General features: G+C 45.0%; 19 protein-coding genes. 10 read left to right on the top strand and 9 right to left on the bottom strand.

The features are described 5' to 3' along the window. Positions 1-54: 54 nt before the first annotated feature. Positions 55-453: a hypothetical protein gene (locus MD536_RS10705; RefSeq protein WP_239598871.1), complete on the bottom strand. Its 399-nt coding sequence runs from the start codon at positions 451-453 to the stop codon at positions 55-57. 89 nt (positions 454-542) lie between these two features. Further along, on the bottom strand, positions 543-2075 hold the full coding sequence (locus tag MD536_RS10710) for a M28 family peptidase (protein WP_239598873.1): 1533 nt from the start codon (positions 2073-2075) through the stop codon (positions 543-545). 34 nt (positions 2076-2109) lie between these two features. Between MD536_RS10710 and MD536_RS21965 the strand changes: the two genes are divergently transcribed. Next, positions 2110-2235 carry a hypothetical protein gene (locus MD536_RS21965; protein WP_262915984.1) on the top strand — a complete coding sequence of 42 codons (126 nt, stop codon included), beginning with the start codon at positions 2110-2112 and terminating at the stop codon, positions 2233-2235. A 41-nt stretch (positions 2236-2276) separates the two neighbouring features. Continuing rightward, a complete protein-coding gene (locus tag MD536_RS10715) occupies positions 2277-2483 on the top strand; it encodes a hypothetical protein (RefSeq protein WP_239598875.1) in 207 nt (68 codons plus the stop codon). Positions 2484-3334: 851 nt separating this feature from the next. On the opposite strand, the gene rpiB is transcribed toward MD536_RS10715, so the two are convergent. Together rpiB and tatC are read right to left on the bottom strand one after the other, a co-directional pair. Beyond that, positions 3335-3787, bottom strand: coding sequence for a ribose 5-phosphate isomerase B (gene rpiB, locus MD536_RS10720; protein ID WP_239598877.1), 453 nt, complete (start codon positions 3785-3787; stop codon positions 3335-3337). Positions 3788-3902: 115 nt separating this feature from the next. After that, positions 3903-4757, bottom strand: coding sequence for a twin-arginine translocase subunit TatC (tatC, locus tag MD536_RS10725; protein WP_239598878.1), 855 nt, complete (start codon positions 4755-4757; stop codon positions 3903-3905). Between the two features lie 125 nt (positions 4758-4882). Here tatC and MD536_RS10730 point away from each other — a divergent pair, with 125 nt between their 5' ends. Beyond that, positions 4883-5056 (top strand): hypothetical protein, encoded by a 174-nt coding sequence (locus tag MD536_RS10730; RefSeq protein WP_234866275.1) that lies wholly within the window; start codon positions 4883-4885, stop codon positions 5054-5056. A 148-nt stretch (positions 5057-5204) separates the two neighbouring features. On the opposite strand, the gene MD536_RS10735 is transcribed toward MD536_RS10730, so the two are convergent. After that, complete coding sequence (locus tag MD536_RS10735) at positions 5205-8972, bottom strand: DEAD/DEAH box helicase (protein WP_239598880.1); 3768 nt, start codon at positions 8970-8972, stop codon at positions 5205-5207. 148 nt (positions 8973-9120) lie between these two features. On the opposite strand from MD536_RS10735, the gene MD536_RS10740 reads away from it, so the two are divergent. From MD536_RS10740 to MD536_RS10755, 4 genes are read left to right on the top strand one after another with little or no spacing between them, the layout of a single operon-like run. After that, positions 9121-10761: a M20/M25/M40 family metallo-hydrolase gene (locus tag MD536_RS10740; protein WP_239598889.1), complete on the top strand. Its 1641-nt coding sequence runs from the start codon at positions 9121-9123 to the stop codon at positions 10759-10761. Between the two features lie 10 nt (positions 10762-10771). Continuing rightward, positions 10772-11206, top strand: coding sequence for an IPExxxVDY family protein (locus MD536_RS10745; protein ID WP_239598891.1), 435 nt, complete (start codon positions 10772-10774; stop codon positions 11204-11206). A 1-nt stretch (position 11207) separates the two neighbouring features. Beyond that, on the top strand, positions 11208-11852 hold the full coding sequence (locus MD536_RS10750; protein WP_239598896.1) for a GNAT family N-acetyltransferase: 645 nt from the start codon (positions 11208-11210) through the stop codon (positions 11850-11852). Positions 11853-11876: 24 nt separating this feature from the next. Further along, positions 11877-12110: a 4a-hydroxytetrahydrobiopterin dehydratase gene (locus MD536_RS10755; RefSeq protein ID WP_234866280.1), complete on the top strand. Its 234-nt coding sequence runs from the start codon at positions 11877-11879 to the stop codon at positions 12108-12110. On the opposite strand, the gene selD is transcribed toward MD536_RS10755, so the two are convergent. Genes selD through rho form a run of 3 tightly spaced genes read right to left on the bottom strand, consistent with a single transcriptional unit; the run spans position 12111 to position 15916 of the window. Further along, a complete protein-coding gene (selD, locus tag MD536_RS10760) occupies positions 12111-13166 on the bottom strand; it encodes a selenide, water dikinase SelD (protein ID WP_239598901.1) in 1056 nt (351 codons plus the stop codon). A 6-nt stretch (positions 13167-13172) separates the two neighbouring features. Continuing rightward, positions 13173-14192: a tRNA 2-selenouridine(34) synthase MnmH gene (gene mnmH, locus MD536_RS10765; protein ID WP_239598903.1), complete on the bottom strand. Its 1020-nt coding sequence runs from the start codon at positions 14190-14192 to the stop codon at positions 13173-13175. A 5-nt stretch (positions 14193-14197) separates the two neighbouring features. Continuing rightward, positions 14198-15916, bottom strand: a complete 1719-nt coding sequence (gene rho / locus MD536_RS10770) for a transcription termination factor Rho (RefSeq protein WP_262915985.1) — start codon at positions 15914-15916, stop codon at positions 14198-14200. 281 nt (positions 15917-16197) lie between these two features. Here rho and asnS point away from each other — a divergent pair, with 281 nt between their 5' ends. Both asnS and MD536_RS10780 read left to right on the top strand, forming a co-directional pair. Beyond that, positions 16198-17634, top strand: coding sequence for an asparagine--tRNA ligase (gene asnS / locus MD536_RS10775; RefSeq protein ID WP_239598905.1), 1437 nt, complete (start codon positions 16198-16200; stop codon positions 17632-17634). Between the two features lie 112 nt (positions 17635-17746). After that, the gene (locus tag MD536_RS10780; RefSeq protein ID WP_239598906.1) at positions 17747-18292 is read left to right on the top strand and encodes an ExbD/TolR family protein; all 546 of its coding nucleotides are present in this window, start codon (positions 17747-17749) and stop codon (positions 18290-18292) included. 4 nt (positions 18293-18296) lie between these two features. On the opposite strand, the gene MD536_RS10785 is transcribed toward MD536_RS10780, so the two are convergent. Beyond that, on the bottom strand, positions 18297-19316 hold the full coding sequence (locus MD536_RS10785) for a DUF3089 domain-containing protein (RefSeq protein ID WP_239598908.1): 1020 nt from the start codon (positions 19314-19316) through the stop codon (positions 18297-18299). 56 nt (positions 19317-19372) lie between these two features. Here MD536_RS10785 and MD536_RS10790 point away from each other — a divergent pair, with 56 nt between their 5' ends. Beyond that, complete coding sequence (locus tag MD536_RS10790) at positions 19373-20317, top strand: isopenicillin N synthase family dioxygenase (RefSeq protein ID WP_239598914.1); 945 nt, start codon at positions 19373-19375, stop codon at positions 20315-20317. Positions 20318-20336: the final 19 nt, after the last annotated feature.

Raw genomic sequence — 20336 nt, forward strand, 5'->3', positions numbered from 1 at the left:
CCTTTCACCTTTCACCTTTCACGAAAAAACCGCTCGCAATTGCGAGCGGTTTTTTTAATTCTTCCTATCCCTCCGGTCTTCCCGGCGATCCCGGCGGTTTTCTTTACGATCCCGCACATCTTCCTTGCGGTCTCTTACATCTTCCCGACGATCGCGAACATCTTCTCTCTTGTCGCGACGGTCTTCCAGTTTGTCGAGGGCGCCTCCATCATGACGGGCATCTCTGACATCCTCCCGCTTATCGCGTACATCTTCTTTTTTGTCCCGGCGATCTTCTCTGCGGTCGCGGCGATTTTCCTTACGATCTGCCACATCTTCCCTGCGGTCTGCAACATCTTCCGCGCGATCCAGTTTTTTACGGGTCGATTGAGCTGCTGCATCAGTAGAAATTCCGGCAAACAGGGCTACCGCAGTAGCTAATACAATTGTTTTAAAGGTGGTTTTGGTGTTCATGGCGAATGTTTTCTTAGGTGGTTATTATCGTATTTACGTATATATTGACCGCCTATTGTTCACCAGGTTTAAAATCCACCAAAAAAATTTTACCGGGTCATGGTTGGAATCTCCAGGTCGCGTTTCATCATCTGCTCGCGATTGGCCATTTCCCAGGCAGTATAAAATACCAGCTGGGCCCTTTTCTTCAACAGGGTATAATTGATCTTGTCGGGGGTATCAGTTGGTTTGTGATAATCCGCCTGCAACATGCCATCGTAATAGAATATAACCGGAACACCTTTGCGGGCAAAATTGTAATGGTCGCTGCGGAAATAAATCCGGTTGCGGTCATTGGGATCATTGAATTTGTAATCGAGCACCATTTTGCTGTATTTTTTATTCATTCCCTCGCTCAGCGGTTTCAATTCGGTACTCAGTTTGTCATCACCCACCACATACACATAATTCAGGGTGTCAGCAGTTTTGCGCTCAGTATCAACACGTCCGATCATGTCAATATTCAGGTTCGCAGTGGTTTTTTCCAACGGTACGGCGGGATGATCACCATACCAGGCGGAACCCCAAAGTCCTTTTTCCTCCCCACTAACTGCCATGAACAGAATGCTTCTGCGCGGACCGTGACCAGCAGCTTTAGCTTTCGCGAAGGCTTCTGCCATTTCTACGATACCTACGGTTCCGGAACCATCATCATCTGCACCATAGTAAATTACATTACCTCTTTTGCCGAGGTGATCATAGTGCGCGGTAACAACCAGCCATTCGTCTTTTTTATCGCTGCCTTCAACATAACCCAGCACATTGGTACTTTCCAGGAACTGTACCTGCTTGTTCATCTGGAGCATCAGGTTAGCCTTGTAAACTTTGGCGGGAGATGCAGTATTTTTTGCATTGGCAGAAATACCAGACCAATCGCTGCCGATCAGCTGTTCAGCAACTTTGGAGGAAACATTATAAAGCGCTGCATTTTGCTCAGGTGCATACAGGTTTACATACATGTTGGCAGGGGCTGCACCCACTTTTCGTGGAAAATCATTGGCAACAATCAATACTGCAGCAGCTCCTTTTTCAACGGCTTTCTGATATTTTCCAAACATACCGGAGGGGGCCATCATACCTTTCTGTTCTGATTTGTAATCAGCAGGGGCTCCGTCAAGGATCAAAACTGCCTTCCCTTTTACATTCAGGCCATTGTAGTCATCGCGGCTGCCATCTACCAAACCATGACCAGCAAACACAAACTCAGAGAAATAATAATCTCCGTTTCGGGTCATGCGGGGATTAGGCTGGAAATCCTGGTAAAGGCTGAAATCCTGGCCATTTACTTTCATGGCGGCGCCAATCAGGGAATCTTTATAAACAGGAAAACTCATCTGGTAAGAACCATTGTTTCCAGGAAGTAGCCCCAGTTTTTTAAACTGTTCTTCCAGGTAGGCGGCAGCTTTCCGCTGGCCTTCAGTAGCTGTTTCACGGCCTTCCATTTCGGGTCCGGCAATGATGTACAAATGCGTTTTCAGATCCTCTTCCGTAATGGTAGCCGCATATTTCTGCGGGTTGGCTTTTTTCTGTGCGAAGCCAATCGTCGCCGGGAACAATCCCAGTACTAATAAGATTTTTCTCATTGCTTAAAACTGTTGAGGGGGCAATATAGGGAGAATGGAAGAGGGAACAAAGGAGGAATGGAAGAATGGAAGAGGGGGGAAGGGAAGAAAGGAGGCATGGAGACCGGACACAAAGGAGACGGGAAACAAAGAAGAATGGGGCAAGAAAGAAAAAAAATAGCAAACGAGGTAAAAGAGAAACTAAACTCCTTTAAGTAAGAAATGAGAATGATAATGGTGAATGGAAGTCACAATAATGAGCCGAATATTTCACAGATTGAGCCAATTATGGGTGCAAATGAGCCAATTATTATCGTTTTGAGCCAAATTTTAAAGAAAATGAGCCAATTATCAGATTTGATGAGCCAATTAAAAAATGCACAAAACATTATAAATCATATAGATATACATTATTTTGGAGCATTTTAAAAGGCTAATCGTATATAATCCTTCGTCATCCTACGTTATCCTTCGTCATCCTACGTTATCCTTCGTCATCCTACGTCTATCCTACAGCCCAGATCTAACCCAGATCCGACCCAGACCCGAAGATGAAACGTTACCCGGGCATGGAGCAGGAGACAAAGGAGGCGGGAGACAAATGAGAATGGGGAAGGGAAGAGGGAGGAATGGAAGAAAGGAGGCAAAGGGGGACGGAGCAACAGAGGATAGCGCAAAGGAAAGATGGAAGATTAGCCAAAGAAGAAGGGAATAAGATCTATGAGATAGGTTGGAAAATCGGGAATTCTTCTCCCAGTCTCACATTTCACGTCTCACATTTCACGTCTGACATCTGAGGTTTGACATTTCACCGTTCTTTCACTTTTCACCTTTCACCTTTCACTATAAAAAAAGTCCCGCTGGACTAGCGGGACAAGTTCTTTGAGACGATACATCAACTGGTGATTGTTTTCATTGGTATCGGATTGGACGGTTTGCTTAAAAACAACTGGACTAAAGCTTTTCAATGGGTTGGACACTGTTTTTCATTGGATGGACTTAGTTCTTTCATCTGCTGGACTTGATTTTTTCATTGGATGGATTTCAGGTTTTCAAGGTTTGGGTTCGATTCTTCAAAGGGTTGGATTAGGATGCTACGTGTTCAGGGCGGGGCTTCGATAGGGATTGGTTGGTTTAGAGCTTAGGGGCTAACCCCGTTTGCTGATGTAAAGATGCAAAGTGATTTTCGCGGTGAGAAATCATTTCGCCCCATATGCAAAAACCGTCGATAAACAGGCGTTTATGACGGTTTTTTGGAAAATCAGGAACCCGCAAATCGACTAGCTGCAGGCAATTTTATTCACGCGGTTGCCATGGCGCCCCCCTTCAAAGGCAGTAGTATAAAAGGTTTCAACCATCTGAATGGCATAGGCAAGGGCAACAAAGCGTGCAGGGAGGCAGATAATGTTAGCATCATTGTGTTTGCGTACCAGTTTGGCCACTTCATTATCCCAACAGAGTCCGGCTCTTACTTGCTGGTGTTTGTTTGCTGTGATGGCAACCCCATTGGCAGAACCACAAATCAATACCCCAAAGGCAGCTTTGCCTTCCTCCACAAAAGAGGCAGTAGGGTGTGCGAAATCAGGATAGTCAACAGAATTCGGAGTGGTCGTACCAAAATCCTTCACTGCAAAGCCCTGGCTTTCCAGGTAGGTTTTGATCGCTTCCTTGTATTCATACCCTGCATGATCACATCCAATCGCAACCGGTAAAGATTTATCAAAAACTGTCATATAGGTTCAGTTTAAATTATTCGCGAATCCTCCCGCCTCCCTTGTCTCCTGTTCCATGCCCTTCCTCCTTTGTCCCCCTCTTTCCTTCCTCCATCTTCCATTCCTCCTTTGTTTCTCAGCTCCATTCATCCGTAGGCTTCACCAAAAACTCATCCTTCTTATTTACACGTGCCGCAATACTGATACTTATTTCATATAAAAACCACAACGGCACTGTTACAATCAATTGACTCAATACATCCGGAGGAGTAATTACAGCTGCAAGAATCAATATCACCACTACAGCGAATTTACGATAGGTTCTAAGAAACTGTGCCGTAACAAGACCAATCTTCGCCAGAAAATACACAGCCAGAGGTAATTGAAATAACACACCTGCACCCACTACCAACGAAACGATATTGTCAATGTAATCCGCTACCGTAAAGGTATTGGCGATCATCGGGCTCAGCGTATAGGATGCAAAAAAGTTTACCGTGTAGGGTGCAATCAGAAAATAACCAAAAGCAACACCAGTAAAAAACAACACGGAAACCCAGAAGATCATACCGCCTGTTTTTTTAATTTCTTTTTCCGTGAGGGCAGGCCGGATGAATTTCCAGAACTCCCAGAAAACGTAAGGAAATGCAATGATAAAACCACCCACAAAAGCGATAGTAAAGCTCATCATGAACTGACTGCTCATCTGGGTACTGATCAGTTTAAGATTGATCTCGTCCATACACATGGCATCTCCCATTCCAACCCAGTGACTGAACTTGCAAAGAGCCCGGTAGGTGATAAAATCTTTATCCGCAGGCCCCATCACCACTTTCCCAAAGAAAAAATCCATTTTGACAAAAACAACAACGGCGCCTATTAGGATAGCCATCAAAGCCCGCATGATATGCCACCGAAGCGCTTCCAGGTGGTCAATGAAAGACATCTCAGCACCAGTTTCTGACCTTCTCTTAAAGATTGATTTTGCCATAAGTTTATAAGGAGCCCGCTAAATTAAGGAATCAAAGCCTGCATATTACATGAATCCGGGTTACATGCAATAAATTCGGAACATATTCGTTTTTTTGTGATAAATCACCCAAAACCAATTGACCTATGGATAGAAAAGCCATGTACTACAGTACACACGCCATTAAAATCAACAAGGACAGTTATCGCCACAATCTGCAGATTTTACATTTTTTCCGATACCTGGTTTGTGTTTTACTGAAAGGTGAATCACCTATCGAACACCGCCCGGGATATGCCCGCAGATCGCGCCGGTTCTGAATTTTTTACTAACCCATCCCCCATATTCGAAGCAAAGCTCCGCGGAAAGCGGGGCTTTTTTATGTGAGATGTCAGACGTGAGATGTGAGAAGAAAACACAGGAATCCCCCTTCTCACATCTGACGTCTCACGTCTCACGTCTCACTTCCTACGAGAACAAGTACTCCACATCCTCCCTTGTCAGATTTTTCACAAAGCCTTCATCATCGGCAATGAGATCACGCGCCAGTACTCTTTTCCGCTCCTGCAGTTGCAGGATCTTATCCTCAATGGTATCCTTACAGATCATCCGATAGGCGAATATGTTCTTAGTCTGCCCAATCCGGTGCGTCCGGTCAATGGCCTGTTGTTCCACAGCCGGGTTCCACCAGGGGTCTACAATATATACGTAATCCGCGGCCGTCAGGTTCAGACCCACACCACCTGCTTTTAAAGAAATCAGGAAAATCCTGCATTTGTCGTCGTTCTGGAAACGCTGGATGGCTTTCTCCCGGTCAATAGCAGATGTGCTTCCATCAAAATATTCATATTCCACTTCCAGTTCCTTCAGCTTCTGCCGGATCAATGCCAGCATCCCCAGGAACTGAGAAAAAACCAGGGCCTTGTGGTTACTGATGTTTTCCGTGATCTCGCGACCCAGTTCTTCCAGCTTGATCGAATGATTCTCAAATTTCTCCTGCTCATTCAAAATGGCCGGTGAATCACAGATCTGGCGGAGTTTCATCAATCCCTGCAGGATGGTCAGCTGCGATTTCTGCATACCCTGGGATTCAATCGTACCCAGGATCTTATCGCGGAAATCATTCCGGTAAGCATCATAAATCCGCCTTTGCTCCTCTTCCATTTCACACCAGAGGATGGTTTCGGTTTTTTCCGGAAGATCCTTGGCTACCTGCTCCTTGGTTCTGCGAAGGATAAAAGGGAAAAGGATTTTACGCAGGTGATCTTTCCGGTCCTGCTCCCCAAACTTATCAATCGGGATTGCAAACTCTTGCCGGAAAAATTCCATACTACCCAACATGCCCGGATTCAGGAAGTTCATCTGGGCATAAATATCAAAAGTGTTGTTCTGCAAGGGAGTACCGCTCATGCACAACCGATGACGGGCCCTCAGAAGAGAAGCGGCCTTGGTTACCTTGCTGGAAGGATTTTTAATTGCTTGTGACTCATCCAGTACCACCGCATCAAACTCCATTTCCACCAGCATTTTGATATCACTACGCAAAGTGCCATAGGTAGTGATGATCACATTCTTGTTTTCCAGCAAGGCTTTGTTCCGCGTACGCTCTCCGCCATGATGTATATGATAGGTGAGTGTTGGAGTAAATTTTTTGATCTCGTTTTCCCAGTTGAACATCAGGGTAGTCGGACAAACTACCAGCGCTTTCAGGCGTTGATGCGTATCGCGGTAATGCTGTAAAAAACTCAGGGCCTGTATAGTTTTACCCAAACCCATATCATCTGCCAGGATCCCACCCCAATTCACTTCACTCAGGTAATTCAACCATTGGAAGCCGAAGGCCTGGTAGGGACGCAGAATAGGCTCCAGGTGCGCTGGTGGATCCACTTCACGGATGCTTTTGAACCCACGCAGGCGGTCGTATTTTTCTTCCAACTGTACAAAGAGTTCTTCTTCATTCCGCTCATTGTACAATTCATCGATCACACTCATGTGGTATTTCGACAACCGCAGGTTCTGGGCCTTGCCTTCACCTATTCTGAACAGCAATGAATAACGTTTGATCCATTCCTCAGGAAGAATACCCAATGAACCATCATCCAGTTGCACAAATTGCTGCTTGTTGGCGAGAGCACGCTTCACTTCTGCCACTGTCACTTTCTGATCGCCAAAAAGAATATCCACCTTGGCATCAAACCAATCGGTATTGCTGCTGATTTGAATACGTGTCTGTGGCTTGGCTGTATTGAACCGGAAATTCTTTAATGCTTCAAATCCATACACCGGAATCTTCATCTCATTCATGGCATCCACGAAGAGGAAGAACCAGTTGTTGCGCAACACATCGGCGCCTTTGAGTACCAGGTTCTGGGAGCCATCCGGACGAATAAAATTAGAGTGAAGCGCTTCGAGTTTGGAAAGAAACTGCTGCTCCACTTCCTTGTTACGATGTACGATCATCACCTTATCGCCATCCGGCACTACGATTTCATCCTTATCACCTGGCTTGGTTTCATAGCCCTTATAACTGAATATGGGCTGGAACACCAGGTATTCCCCCTTCTCCTGCAGCATCAGACGACGCTCGGGATCTCCATCTTTATAAGAAGAAATCAGGGAAGGATCAAAATCAACATGGTATTGTTTTGCCAGTGGCAGCACCATCTGTTTCAATTGCACCGGCCATACGGATTTGGCAATCGTAATGGTTCCTTTCGGCATGAAGGTCTCCACTACATTTACATCCTCTTCACTGCGCCAGGTATAAATATGGTCATTATAAAGGAACAGCAGGTTGCTGTTGATTTTATTATCCGTGAGTTTTAATTCTGCTCCATTGATCTTTACCCAGCAGCTCAGTTCATACTGACGGTTTTTCAGTTGGACTTTGAAATAAGGCACCAACGGCTCAGTTACAATACCAATGGAAACCAGGCTTTCCGTTTTGAAGGTTTTGCCGGAAGACAAGAGATAAACAAAGGGGCTATCTGCCACATCATTCATCAGCTTTCGCAACTTAGGCTGCAAATATTCAACCACCAGATGTTTGGTTTCCGCAGGCAATTCTTCACTTTCGTGATGAATGATATTTTCCCAGATACCGCTAAAGGGAGAATTTCGGTTAAGGTATTTCGTTAGTTCCGACTCCTGCATTCTGCGCAGTGCCGGAATCAAGGGGCGATCTGCTTCCGGATACAATTCCAGGTTTACATATTTGGAAAGATCCAGTTTCTCAACTTTTCCAAGGAAACGCTGCTGTAATTCTTCTGTTTCACCCTGTATGGCATCAACACTAAAACCCGGATAGGCTTTCTGGTGCAGGTTGATAACTACTCCAATACGCATGGCTGCGCCTGGTTCAACCTCTTCTGTTTCAACATCTGATAATTCAGCTGCCGGCACCACCTGTTCCTGTGGTTTGGGGCGAAGGCCAGTTTGCAGAGGATTGATCCGCTTGATGGAAGTATCCAGTACGCGTAAGAAGGGTTTTCCTTCTTTATAGGCGAATTCGAATTTACCCTTCAAATCATCATTCAGACTGTAACCGTAGGCTTCGAGTAATTTGTTTTTTTCTTTATCCCAGTTGCGTATGGAGTCGAAGTAATTAGGGCCATAGGCATTCAGTAATTGAAGGAAAACAATCACTTTAGGAAGGCAAAGCGGATGTTTGGTATCTACATAATCACAACTGGTATCAAAATTCCGTTCTTCATTTTTGCGGATAACAACTTTGTAAGTTGTGCCATCCAGGTCCACAGTTGCTTTCACCACTTCATCTGCAGCAGATTCAATATTGGCCTTATTGGTTCGCAGGTATTGCTCAGCAGCTGTATAGGTTTCCGGGCCGCTCAGGAGTTTGATCGTTTTCAGATCAATATTTTTCATCTTGATGACCGTATGCCGCTGGTCGTATTCTACTTCTTCCGCCTGTAGCAGGTTTTTGTCGAGCAGTTCCTGCAATTGAATTAAGGCGGCTGCTTCATGCCTGCAGATATCGCCCAGGTTATACGGACAACTGCATCGCACAGAAAGGGCTTTCGGATCAGCAAATTTTTGAACATATACTTTATAGAAAGTACTGTAGCTATCATCTTTTACGCGAAAAGTCACGGAACCCAGCAATTCATCATATTCAACCAGCTCCACATATCCAATAGCATGAATCTTTTTTCCCCGGCGGATCACTTCATCAGTACCATTCGTATAAACATATTTGATAAGGTGCGGTAAAGCCATTCATCGTTTTTTAAGTTATCCTGCTTGCGAACAGGCCAATCTGCAAAAGTAACGGAAACTAAGGCAGATATCCATATTAAATATTCCCTATTACGGCACGGTATTCGCACTGGCATAGATAACTTTGTGCATTAAAGACTGAATTGATATGAACTGGTTTCCCCGAATGCTGCTGACTGCCGGCCTGATCAGCACCCTTCCTGCCTTTAGCCAACGATTGAAAAAAGCTGAAAAAGTAGTGGTGGCGCAGTTGAAAGAGCATGTATATTTCCTGGCAGATGACCGCCTGGAGGGCAGAAGAGCTGGCTCAAAAGGAGAACAGCTCGCTGCTGATTATATCAAAAATCAGTTTAGCAATATCGGGCTTACACCCAAAGGAAGCCAGGGGAATTGGTTCCAGGAGTTTCCCATTTATGATGGCAAGGATTACAGCCAGGCATCCTACCTGTTTATCAATGGAAATGAAATCAATAAAAAGAATTATTTCCCTCATCCGCTTTCACCTGAGCGAATGCTGGAAGCAATGCCTTCCATTGCACTGAAAGAAGCCGGAGTTCCCTGGTTTCTGGATTTTGGAGCAGAACTGGAAGCCAATAAATCCAATCCCCACTTCGACCGGGAAGCAGCCTTGTTGTCAAAAGTCAAACAGGCTGCAGAAAACGGGGCCACTGCGCTCATAGTTTACCATGATCCGGAGATGAAATACCAACCTAAGCAACGTGGCGAGGAGTTACCCATTCCTGTATTTTTCCTCAATAAAACAGAGGCTGACAAATACCTTCACGATGAAACCGATATGCTGGAGATCAAACTCAAAACCGGGTTCACCAAACTGGAACGTACCGGCCGCAACGTGGTTGGATTTATGGATAATGGTGCCACACATACCGTGGTAATCGGGGCTCACTTTGATCACCTGGGTTATGGTGAAGATGGCAACTCGATGATTCGCCAGGAAAACCCCGGTCTTCACAATGGTGCGGATGATAATGCCAGCGGAACCGCTGCCCTGATTGAACTGGCACGGATGCTGAAAAAAGAAAAGAAAAATCCGTTCAACTACCTGTTCATTGCGTTTTCCGCTGAAGAGCTGGGCTTGTTTGGATCGAAGTATTTTACAGAGAATGCCACCATTCCACTTGCCAGCATAAATTATATGGTGAATATGGATATGGTAGGCCGATTGAATGACAGCAGTAAAACACTGACAGTAGGCGGTTACGGAACTTCTCCAAGCTGGGGAAATACTTTCACCTCGATTAGCGATAACCGTTACCTCAACATTAAATTCGACAGCAGCGGAACCGGTCCAAGTGATCATTCATCCTTTTACAGAAAGGATATTCCGGTGCTGTTTTTCTTTACAGGATTGCATACCGACTACCATAAACCTTCTGATGATGCTGATAAAATCAACTATACAGGTCAGCTAAGAATCATTCAACTGATCCGTAATCTCATCCAGGCTACCGGAGATCAACCCAAGCTTGCCTTTACGAAAACAAGAGAGCAGCAGATGGGTACTTCCACTAGATTCACTGTTAGTCTTGGTATCATGCCTGATTATGCCTTCAGCGGAAATGGTGTTAAGGTGGATGGTGTAACAGATGGCCGGCCGGCTCAGAAAGCAGGTATCAAAGCGGGAGATATCATCACGAAGCTGGGAGATATCACAATTGCCTCTATGGAGCAGTATATGAAAGCGCTGGGGAGTTTTAAGAAAGGCGACAAAACAACAATAATCTACCAAAGAGACTCAACAGAATATTCAGCATCTGTAGAATTTTAATACATTACACATGAAATTAAAACTGGATGTTGCCGAAATGACCGAAGATTTTTTCGGTGACGCCCATTTACTAGGTATTGTGGCACCAGTTAGAGATTATCAGTTTTGCTGGCAACTCAACCGTCAATTCCATTTTAATTTCAGGGTCAATATCGGGCTGGAGATCCAGCTGAATAAAAAAAACCGGAACTATTATTTTCCGGTTTACGAACACAAGGAACCTCAATTCTATCGAAATCATTACATCTACAAAAATCAGCACGACGGAGAATATCTGTTGCCGGAATTCAGGCATCTTGATTTTCTCTGGCTGATTAAGGGAGATGAAGTGCCTTCTCAACTGATTGCAGACATTCAGCAGGGCATCCGGGGAATAACCGGGGTGCAGCTGGTGGTGGAACTAACCAATGAAAAGATCAAACACAAAGAACACCTGATATTTTAATATGGCCATCATCAGCCAACTCAAGACTGCCTTAAAGCAATACGGATTCTTCAACGTACTCATCCTTGGTTTCACCAAAGTGCTGGAGAAATTTGGTTATTACAGGGATACCTATACGCTGTTTGAAAAAGAATTAGTCCAGTCTGAACCGGTTAAGCCATTAGCTGCCGGTTATTTTTATAAAGAATTGTCCGGGGAGCTACTGAACAACCTGAATGCCCCCTGGATCAGTCCTGAACAAGTATCCACATTTAAGTCGCGCTTATCAAAACCCGGTTACTTCGGATTGGGGATTTTCAAAGAAGGAACTTCAGAACTGGTTTACTATTTCTGGCTCAATTTTGAAAGAATTGAAATGCCGGAATACTTTGATCATTGCCACAGTCTCACCCTTGGCGCTATTGAAGCCTATCTCTACGATGGATATTGTCATCCGGAACATCGCGGAAAAGGATTTCATGGTTTTGCAGCCCAAACGCTGATGAACCTAGCAAGAGCAGCTGGTAAATCAAAAATGGTGACAATCATCCGTTCCATAAACAAGGCTGCGATTGTTTCCCAGGAAAAAGTAGGTTTCCGGCCGGTCAAAGAAATCCGGTTTGCCGGTTTTCGTTCCAGTATATCCTGTACTGTGAGGAATTTGTAACTTTCAGCAATCAAACTATTGGTTATGTGGCAGGAAAAAGACAATACCCTCTATCAAAAATTCAGTTTTGCCGATTTTTCTGAAGCCTTTGCCTTCATGACCAGGGTTGCCCTGCTCGCTGAATCCATGAACCATCATCCCCGCTGGAGCAACGTCTGGAATACCGTGGAGATCTGGCTAAATACGCACGATGCAGGCAATATCATAACTGATAAGGATCGCAAACTAGCAGCCGCCATTGATAAACTGGTAGCCTGATCAGATCAGGTTCACACGTTTCTCAGCAGCTTCAGTAAGCATCCCGATTGGTTCGAGGTAATTACCAAGTCCGTGTTGGCTTAACATTTCCTGCACCCGGCTTTTTTCTTCCGGAGCAGCAGCAATTAATAAACCTCCATTGGTTTGAGGGTCTGCCAATAATCCGGTTATAAAGTCATCTGGCTGTCCGGTTGAATTTTGAACTTTATGATAATAACTTGCCGCATTTCGTTTGGTTGCGCCAGGCTGAATACCCTGCTCCAGGTAGAAGGTGGTTCCATCCAACAGAGGGATATCCTTCAGACGAATTTCAGCAGATAGTCCGGCTCCTTCAGCTACTTCAATTAAGTGCCCGAGTAATCCAAAACCGGTAACATCGGTCATTGCATGCACACTCTCCAGTTCTCCCAGTGCAGCACCCACTTTATTTAACTGGATAAGCTGATTCAATAATCCTGCATAATGTACCGGTGAGAGTTTCTTTCTTTTCTGCGCGGTAGACAAAATACCTGTTCCGATGGATTTGGTAAGGAATAACAAATCGCCGGGCTTCCCAGTATTATTTTGCTTGAGGTTTTGAATATTGACCAGGCCATTAACTGCCAGTCCGAATATGGGTTCCGGTGAATCAATGCTATGTCCACCTGCCAACGGAATTCCTGCTTCTTCACAGATAGCTCTTGCCCCTTCCAGCACTTTATTTGCCAGCTCAGCAGGTAGTTTTTCAACCGGCCAACCCAGGATGGCAATAGCCAGTACCGGTTTTCCTCCCATCGCATACACATCACTGATAGCATTGGCAGAAGCGATTTTACCAAAGTCAACCGCATCATCTACAATCGGCATGAAAAAATCGGTAGTGGAAATCAAAGCCTGGCCATTGCCAAGATTGTATACGGCTGCATCATCCCGGCTCTGGTTTCCCACCAGCAGGTTGGCGTTTGGCTGAGCAGGTCTGGCCTGGTGCAATATGGTATCCAATACACTGGGAGCAATCTTACAACCGCAACCGCCTCCGTGAGAGTAGGCTGTTAATGCGTAATCCGACAAGTTCATAATGCTTTACTGATTGGTTAATAGTAATTGTGTAATTCGGTCCGGGTCAACTGATGCAGCTTCCAAATTAATTACGGTAGGTGCATCAGCAGGACGACTCAACAATCCCTTACGGTAAAATTTATCGTAATACTGAAGCAGGATCCGGAATGCTTCTTTAATATTATTTTCTACCAGGAAACTCACGGCTGTTTTAGTTTCCAATCCACCCAACCGTTTCTGGATCTTAAGTACAGCCTGTATCAGTTCCTCTTTAGTAGCAGTTCCATAGTCCTGCATGATATAGTTCAACCGCTCTTCAAATGGAATGTCAACAAAATAACAGGGAGCCATACGCATTTGTTGATAGTAGGGCTGGGGAATTAACAGGGATCCGATCCGCCAGCTTTCATCTTCCAGCCAGCAGGTCGCAGATCCGATTGCGCGAATGGCAGTACCCAACAAATTTTCAAACATTTCCTGGCTGGGCTGAGTGGGCAGTCCTATATGTCCAAAGGCGGATCCTTTATGATTGGCCAGTTTTTCCAGGTTAATAACGGGTTCGCCTAAGCGCTGCAATTTTTCCAACACAGCTGTTTTGGCGCTGCCGGTATATCCTGCCAGAATTTTGATACTGGCGGGCAGCTGAAAACTTTCAACAATATATTGGCGGTAGGATTTATATCCTCCCTGCAGTGTGAATACTTTGAATCCATAGAGATCCAGTAACCAGGCTACTCCGGCTGAACGCATACCCCCTCTCCAGCAATGAACCAGAACGGTATCAGACTTTAATGCTTCAACCTGTTCCACCATTGCGCGCATTTTCGGGCCATAAAAATCCAGGCCGATTTTGATGGCCTGTTCCCGGCTTTCTTGTTTGTAGGCAGTACCTACCTGGGCGCGTTCTTCATCTGTAAATAACGGTAAGGAATAGGCGCCGGGGATATGCGCATGGGCATATTCACCCGGACTGCGAACATCCAGTACAGGAAACCTGGCAGACAGCCCGAGGAAGTTGGAAAGTTCAATGGATTGAACTGCCATGGTATTTACCCATTCATGCTGGCAAGAAATTCTTCATTGCTTTTTGTTCCACGCATGCGCTTCAGCAATTCAGACATAGCTTCCTCTGTATTCATATCGTTGAGGTACAAACGAAGCAGGTTCATGCGCTGCAGCACATCGCGGTCGAGCAACAGATCATCCCGGCGGGTGGAAGAGGATACCAGGTCAATAGCCGGGTACACCCTGCGATTGGCCAACCGGCGATCCAGCTGCAATTCCATGTTACCAGTTCCTTTGAATTCTTCAAAGATTACTTCATCCATTTTGGAGCCGGTATCAATAAGTGCAGTAGCTATAATGGTCAGTGATCCGCCATTTTCAATCTTACGCGCGGCACCAAAGAACTGCTTGGGCTTTTGCATCGCATTGGCTTCCACACCACCACTGAGTACCTTACCGGAAGATGGAGCAACTGTATTGTGAGCACGGGCAAGACGTGTAATAGAATCAAGCAGGATAACCACATCATGCCCACATTCAACCAGCCGTTTGGCTTTTTGCAAAGCCATTGTAGAAACCTTTACGTGTTTTTCAGCAGGCTCGTCAAACGTGGAGGCGATCACTTCTGCCTTTACGCTGCGTTCCATATCAGTAACTTCTTCCGGACGCTCATCGATCAGTACCACCATCAGGTAACATTCCGGGTGGTTGGCAGAAATAGCATTGGCAACTTCCTTGAGCAAAACTGTTTTACCTGTTTTAGGCTGGGCTACAATTAGCCCGCGCTGACCTTTACCAATAGGAGCAAACAGATCAATCATTCGGGTGCTGTAACCATTTGGTTGAGTAAACAGGTTCAGTTTTTCGAATGGGAAAAGGGGAGTCAGGTAATCAAAAGGAACCCGGTCACGCACATCTTCCGGTGAACGACCATTGATGGTATCCACCTTCAGCAGGGCGAAATATTTTTCACCTTCTTTTGGAGGACGAACTGATCCATTCACAGTATCTCCGGTTTTTAATCCGAATAATTTTATCTGGGAGGGAGATACATATATATCATCTGGAGAAGAGAGATAGTTATAATCACTGCTGCGCAGGAAACCATATCCATCGGGCATCATTTCCAGAACACCTTCGGCGGGAATAATACCATCAAATTCAATATTGAAGATATCGCGCTGTTCTCTTCTGGGTTGTTGCTGGTAAGTAGGTTGGCGGGGAGCTGCAGGAGCTTGCACCGGATCAGCCTGAACAGGTGCCTGGGCTGGCTGAGCAACCGGTTCATTCACTACGTTTGTTGTAAGCTCTTCTTCAGCAGGCTGATTTTCATTCAACACTTCTTCGGGAAGATCTAAGCGGGGAGCAGCTTGTTTGTCCTCCTGTTTTTTCCTGCCTCGTTTCCCAGCCTGCTTATCCTGCGGGCTACCTGCTGCTTCCTTCTGTTCTTCAGCACGGGCAGGAGCCTCTTCTTTTTTAGCTATGGGCTTGCGGGCATCGGCTTTCCGGGGTTTTTCAGGCTCCGATTCTACGATTGCTTCCTCGGTAGAATTACCTGTAGTAGCTTTTACAATGCGTTTACGCTTTCCTTTATCAGACGATTCAGCGCCTTTGTTTTCACTAGCCATAACTGCTTGCCTGTCGAGAATCTTGTAAATTAATTCCTGTTTGTCAAGTTTTTTCGCATTGGGTATTTTGAGTTGCTCTGCAATATCGAGCAACTCCGGAACGAGCATGTCGTTCAGTTGCAGAATGTCATACATACTAAGACTTGTGCGTTTTGTGAGATTTCAATCAGCCTTACTTACTTGTTGAAAAAATCGAAAATTGATGATTGGTTGGGCGTACTACAAGTGAGAAGTTGGTGAGCTGGAGAAGAACTAATCAGCTTGTTTCCGACTGCAATTTTATGCTAAAAAGGGCAGAATCAAAAAAAATATGGCCGTTTTTTTCGTCAGTCGTTGAAATTCAGTGCTTCCAACAGGCTCTTACCTACCGCCAAACACTGATTCGGCGTATCTTTGCCGACCTTAAATATGTGAATATGTTCAACAATCGTGTAAAAATCAGTCAGCTGCTGACCTGGGAACCGGCACAGCAGGAAGTTACGGTAATGGGATGGGTACGTACTTTTCGCAATAATCAGTTTATCGCGCTGAATGATGGCTCCACGAATACCAATTTGCAGGTGGTTGTTGAACTGGGCAAGTTCGATGAATCCCTGTTGAAGCGTATCACGACCAGTGCAGCACTGAAGATTCATGGAGTGGTGATTCCTTCCCTGGGGAAAGGTCAGAAGCTGGAAGTAAAGGCAACCAGTATAGAAATCCTGGGAGATTCCGATTCTGAGAAATATCCTCTTCAGCCAAAGAAACACAGCCTGGAATTTTTACGTGAGATCGCACATCTGCGATTCAGAACCAACACCTTTGCCTCTGTTTTCCGGATTCGCCACAGCCTGGCTTTTGCGGTGCATAAATTTTTCCATGAACGCGGGTTTTTATACCTGCATACGCCTATTATTACCGCATCGGATGCGGAAGGCGCAGGTGAAATGTTTCGCGTAACGACCCTGCCTTTTGATAATCCACCTCGTAATGAAGATGGCAGCATCAACTTTAAAGAAGATTTTTTTGGTCGCAGTACCAATTTAACAGTAAGTGGTCAACTGGAAGGAGAACTCGGTGCAACTGCGCTTGGTGAGATTTATACATTTGGCCCGACCTTCCGGGCAGAAAACTCCAACACCACCCGACACCTGGCAGAATTCTGGATGATTGAACCGGAAATGGCATTTAGTGATCTGGAAGATAACATGAACCTCGCAGAGGCCTTCATCAAGTACATCATCCGGTATGCGATGGAGCACAACAAAGAGGATATTGAATTTTTAGCTGCGCGGTTGGCAGAAGAGGAAAAACAATTGCCCGCTGACAAACGCAGTGATATGGGTCTGGTTGAGAAACTGGAATTTGTTGTCAACAATGATTTCGAAAGAATCACCTACACTGAAGCCATCGATATTCTATTACAGTCAACCCCTTACAAGAAGAAAAAATTCCAATACGAAGTAAAGTGGGGCGTGGATATGCAGAGTGAGCATGAACGTTACCTCGTAGAGAAGCATTTTAAAAAACCCGTGATTGTTACCAACTATCCGAAAGAATTCAAGGCATTTTACATGCGACTGAATGATGACAATAAAACAGTGGCTGCGATGGATATCCTGGCTCCTGGCATTGGAGAAATTGTTGGTGGCAGTCAGCGGGAAGAGCGCCTTTCTGTATTGGAAGCCCGAATGAAGGAAATGAATATTCCGGCAGAAGAATTGTGGTGGTACCTGGATACCCGTCGCTTCGGTACGGTTCCGCATGCAGGATTTGGCTTAGGCTTTGAACGCATGGTTCAGTTTGTTACCGGTATGGGAAATATCCGGGATGTAATAGCCTTTCCAAGAGCGCCCAAAACTGCGGAGTTCTGATTTAGTAGAATCATCTATAGTTGTTTATACAGCCTTCTTCCGTTTCCCGGAAGAAGGCTGATTTTTTTTATGGATTCCGGTGGTGATAGCATCTCAGTAGAAACCAAATCATATGGCTGAAATGCAAACCAAGGCTGTGCAAAACAGCAAGCGGGCAGGTGTTGCCCGAAGTAAAAAATTATCTACACGGGTTGACTTGACACCGATGGTCGACCTTGGTTTTCTGTTGATTACTTTTTTTATTTTCACGACTGCCCTTTCAGAACCTATGGCCATGGGTTTTAAGTTGCCAGCTGATGGACCTGCAATGAATGTTGCGAACAGCACCACACTAACCGTGATCCCAACAGAAAATAATGAGATCTACTATTTTCATGGTCAGCTAACAGAAGCAATTCAGAATGGGTTGTTTGGAAAAACCGGTTTTCAACCGGCCGGAGGAATTGGTGATCTGCTTCGTGAAAAAAGAAAACAGCTAACGGCGATGAATAAGGTAAAAGATTTTACGGTGCTGGTATATCCGGACAAATCAGCTTCCTATAAAAATATCGTGGATCTGATGGATGAATTAGTCATAAATGCAGTACCGGTGCAGTGTTTGGCAGATGATCCCGCAACCATAGAACAATTGAAAAATAAGCTAATCAACCATCAGTAACAAATCAGCTTTCTGAATTCTTTTCTTTAAAGGCCCGCACCCTTGTCCTTAAGTTTTCCCGGATATTCAAGTAAAACAGGTTGATATCTCCTATATGGTAATTCCTGGATTTATACAGCCTGCTTCCTGGAAATTTAGGGCGACTGATCCATAGCAGATCCTCATGCACTTGCGCATCACTTACCCTGTGATATACCTTATTGAAATTACGCAGAATGGCTCCTTTGTGCAGTTGAACAGGTGCATAAGTGGAATCTGTTTTCCAGTTTAGGGGGTTCACTACAACAGACTTTCGAAAGGATGAATCATAATCCGGCTCAAAATTTCGACGAAAGGTACGCCATCCCAGATAACATCCGGTTTGAAGTGAATCTTCGCATATTGGTAGCTGTGAAAAAAATTCAGGTTCAACCTGGAGTCCGATTATGTAAGCTGCCACCAGTTTTTCCTGCAACGGCTTGCCTTCAAAAAATTCTCTCAGCAGGTATTTGGCGTGGAGCGCCCCCTGGCTATGAGCAGCAATGATGATAGGCTTACCCTTGTTCCAGTTTTCGAGATAATACTGAAATGCAGCCCGCACATCTTCATAAGCTGCCTTCAACGCATTTTCTCCCCTTTGCTTTTCCTCTGTAAAAAAGCTTTGTATATGCGCCTGCTGATAACGGGGCGCATATACATTGAACTCATTAAACACACTTGCCTGGTAACGAATGCTAGATTCATCGGTTTTGGTATTCAGTTTTTCATCATTCAGATCAGCCATCCATCGCCCTTGAAGCTTTCCCGTATAAGTAGTTGGATGAATGAAAAAAACATCTACCGAACTGTCTTTTTTATAATCAGTCAACAAGGGTTGAGGAATTTCATCCGATGGATCCGATTGCTGAGGAAGTGCTGCCCAATTTTTCTCCTGGGAATATACTGCTGGTCGCCATACCTCGGGCTCGTATCGTGTGGCAGCTTTTTTAACCGAACAATTTGCAAATAACAGGATGGAACTTAGTACCGGAATGAATGATTTCAAGGATTTAGCTATTTTCACAGCTCAAAATATTCATTCTTTTCCATAAACGATTGCATATGCCCATTCCTGTTGTAAACCTCGCCGATTTCCTGAGTGGAGATGCCTCCCTTAAACAACAATTTGTACAGCAACTTGGTAAAGCGTACGAGGAGGTAGGATTCGTAGCTGTAAAAAATCACGGTATACCGGATGAACTCATCAAACGGATGTACCAGCAGGTACAGGAATTTTTTTCGCTGCCGGCTGAGAAAAAAAAGAAATATGAAATTCCGGAGCTAGCCGGACAAAGAGGCTATACGTCGTTCGGTAAGGAACATGCGAAAGGAAGTGATGCACCGGATCTTAAAGAATTTTATCAGCACGGACAAACAGTAATTGGAGATGTTCCGGAGAAAGCAGAATACCCGGATAATGTTCAAATTGATGAAGTGCCTGGTTTTACGGAAACCTGCAATCAGGCTTACCTTGCTTTCGAAACCTCGGGAAAAGCCCTGTTGCAGGCAATTGCAATCTACCTGGGACTGGATGAGCATTATTTCGATAACCATATTCACAATGGCAATTCCATTCTGAGAGCGATTCATTATCCTCCCATTAAAGAAGAACCGAAATCAGCCATCCGCGCGGAACAACATGAAGATATCAACCTGATAACACTGCTGGTTGGAGCAAGTGCAGACGGACTTCAGATTCTCACCAAACAAAATGAATGGGTAGGGGTAACATCACTTCCAGAACAGATCGTGGTAAATGTGGGTGATATGCTGCAGCGTTTAACCAACAACAAACTTAAGTCCACCACCCACCGGGTGGTAAATCCACCCCGTGAATTATGGGGTACCAGCCGATTTTCTATCCCCTTTTTCCTGCATCCGAAAAGCAAGATGAGCCTGGCCTGCCTGGAATCCTGTATTGATACCAACCATCCAAAAGCTTATCCGGATGCAACCGCCGGCGAATACCTGGATGAACGCTTGCGCGAAATAGGGCTAAAAAAATAAAAATTCTTCCGCCGGTTAC

This window comes from Flavihumibacter cheonanensis (assembly GCF_022352215.1).
Taxonomy (GTDB): domain Bacteria; phylum Bacteroidota; class Bacteroidia; order Chitinophagales; family Chitinophagaceae; genus Flavihumibacter; species Flavihumibacter cheonanensis.